The sequence below is a fragment of the Moorena sp. SIO3E8 genome (assembly GCF_010692445.1).
Lineage (GTDB): Bacteria > Cyanobacteriota > Cyanobacteriia > Cyanobacteriales > Coleofasciculaceae > Moorena > Moorena bouillonii.
In genome coordinates this window covers 1-2722 of sequence record NZ_JAAHHM010000298.1, presented here as the reverse complement: position 1 = coordinate 2722, position 2722 = coordinate 1, and the positions used below count along the sequence as shown (strand labels likewise).

The window sequence follows — 2722 nt, the reverse complement described above, 5'->3', positions numbered from 1 at the left end:
CTTTGTATCTTGATGGTATTCCTTTAATGAAACGACTCTTTCAAGCTTGTTGCTCTACTAATGCTCCTCCTACTCTTGCTATACCTGTCTAAACCTTATTCTTTGTCTTTTTAAAAGAGCCGCACCCAAATTAATTTCCTACTACCAATCTCTGTAACCCTTACATCGTAAGGCTTTGAGTTTTGGAAAATGTGTAATTAATTTTGTGCACCTGCTTAAGAGATTGCTATAAACACCGATACACCGATAATCCAAGCCAATCTTAATCTTTTTATCGGTATTCTTACCCTTGCTGCAATCACAATCAATTGCTATGTATAGCCATGGTAATTAATTTATTGACAATAACACGGGATACTATTCTTCAAGAGCGACCCGTGATGGCGTTCGCGTAGCGTGACCTACGGTCAAGGGATTGCTCGCCATCACGGAAAGCGTACCTAAGCATTTTCACCCTCCTGCCCCTCTTTCTCCTCCTCCCCATCTTCCCCATTTTCCGGCTCTTCCGGTGTTTCACAACTCAAATAGGACAGCTAGAGGATGAATTAAAGCCGAGGAACACTCAACAACAAAAGTCGCCTACCACTATGGCAAAAGCAATAGGCGACTAACTCCTCTCTATGGATTAGATAATTACATCAATTAGGTAACATTGGCAACAACAGAGTGGTACTTGACCAGATCAGCGATCAGCTGTTTGGCTCTTTGACAGTAGCTTGAACATCCACGCTCTGAACACCTTCAACCTGGATTGCCAAAGGTGCAATCTGACTCAATTGATCATCAGACGAAACTTTTCCTGAGATAGTCACAATTCCCTCTGCCGCTTCAACTTCTAACTGGCTATTGGGGAGATTGGTTGCCAAATTATTAAGTACTAAACTGGCTAGTTGGTCATCTTCATCAAGGTTTTTTAAATTACCCAAGGCTTGATTTGGCTCTTGAGTAGTTCCAAAATTTACCTCGATTTCCTTTCGGGTTTCTTGAACCATGGCATCCCCTTGGTTTCCTTCAGACCGTAAGGTTACTAGTTCTTCATCATTTTGATCTATAGAGTAGGAGGCTTCATCACTTGTTTTAGCTTCATCGCAAGCAGCAGCACCCAACAGAATCACTCCACCTAGTAAAATTGGCATCAACTTATTCATCTTTGATTTCTCCTTATATTTACTCCAATCAAGTCTGTTTTATCACTTTATATTCAGGTAACTTGTGAGTTTTTAAGTGTTAAGTATTCAGTGAAAATTGACACTATTAAATTCTCGAATAAACCTAAATAATAAGTAGTCAAACGAACGGGATATAATTCCCACAAACACCAAACTTATTCAGCAGGTGCGCTTGACCTTAGCGAATTTAATTCGCCATCTGAATTTCCCATGACTCCTGTTGGTCCTGGTTCCGATTGAGCATGAGATCTTGAGGGCAGAATTACATGGTCAACAACATGAATAATGCCGTTATTAGCTTGAATATCTGCTTGAGTTACCTGGGCATTGTTGACAGTAACATTACCGTCTTCACCCACTTGTACTATCACCGACTTTCCAGCCATAGTGGTAATTTCTCCCGACTGGATTTGACTGCTAGGAACTGCACCACTTAAAACATGATACTTTAGCAGCTTTATCAGTACCTCTTTGTTTTCTGGTAGTAGTAGACTGTCTAAGGTATTTGGTGGCAGTGCAGCAAAAGCATCATCGGTGGGAGCGAAAACCGTGTAGGGTCCTTCACCTGCTAAGGTTTCTGTTAAGCCTGCTGCCTCAATTGCTTTGACAAGGGTTTGGAATTGATCATTGCTCGCAGCTTGCTCTACTAGGTTACTGGTTGTAGATTCAGTTTCAGTGGTAGCTGGCATTTCTACCTTTTTACCCTCTTGAAGGGGTTTATTCAAGGAATCGGGGGCGCTTTCTACCATAGACTCAGTCATAGACTCAGTTGCACCATTGAGAGCATCTTTAACTGAGTTTTCTGTTTTTTCTTGCGCTATTGCCGGGAAACTGATCAGAGCACTTAATCCCAGAATACCTGTTAGCAACTTAATGCGAGTTTTCATTTAGATCATCTCTCCTGAATGCTAGGTATAGTTGACGCTTTCCAACTAAACGGCTTCATAGTTTGAGATTATTACCCAAAAGTAAAAAAGTCGGTAAGGAAGTTAGAAATTAGGGAGTAGGGAGTAGGGAGTAGGGAGTAGGGAATATGGCATCAAAAATTATCACAATTCATTCCTACACGGATCCCTATATAGCATTTATCGTAGCTATGAGGTACACATTATTTTTTCCCTCTTACCTCTTCCCCTCCTGGGAGGGGTTAGGGGCTCATAAGGGTAGGTTTTTTACTTTGACCTCAGGTGTGGGGTATTGGGTGTGGGGTGACCGGGTGTGGGGGTACAGACAAGCGATGCAGTGGCCTCACGGGGGTTTCCCCCACTCGCGCAAAGCATCAAGACAATGATGATTTTTAGCGATGCTAATGGTGCGACCCGTGGCGAATTTAATTCGACGACTGTAAGCGCACCATTACCTTCACGCGGGGGTTTCCCCCACTCGCTATTCCATCAAGACAACGACAAATTAAGTATATTGTCTTGATGCAGTCGCTCATGGGGGAAACCCCCGCGTGAAGGCGCTGCATCGCTTTCTGATCACCCACACCCTACACCCGGTCCCCCTACACCCCACACCTCACGTCTTTGTTAAAAACCTACCCCTGTGAG

General features: G+C 43.1%; 2 protein-coding genes. Both read right to left on the bottom strand.

What is annotated here, in order from left to right; all coding sequences use genetic code 11:
* Window positions 1-689: 689 nt before the first annotated feature.
* Window positions 690-1148: a BON domain-containing protein gene (locus F6K46_RS39190; protein WP_293068755.1), complete on the bottom strand. Its 459-nt coding sequence runs from the start codon at window positions 1146-1148 to the stop codon at window positions 690-692.
* A gap of 176 nt (window positions 1149-1324) precedes the next feature.
* Window positions 1325-2056: a fasciclin domain-containing protein gene (locus tag F6K46_RS39185; protein ID WP_293068752.1), complete on the bottom strand. Its 732-nt coding sequence runs from the start codon at window positions 2054-2056 to the stop codon at window positions 1325-1327.
* Between the last annotated feature and the right edge of the window lie 666 nt (window positions 2057-2722).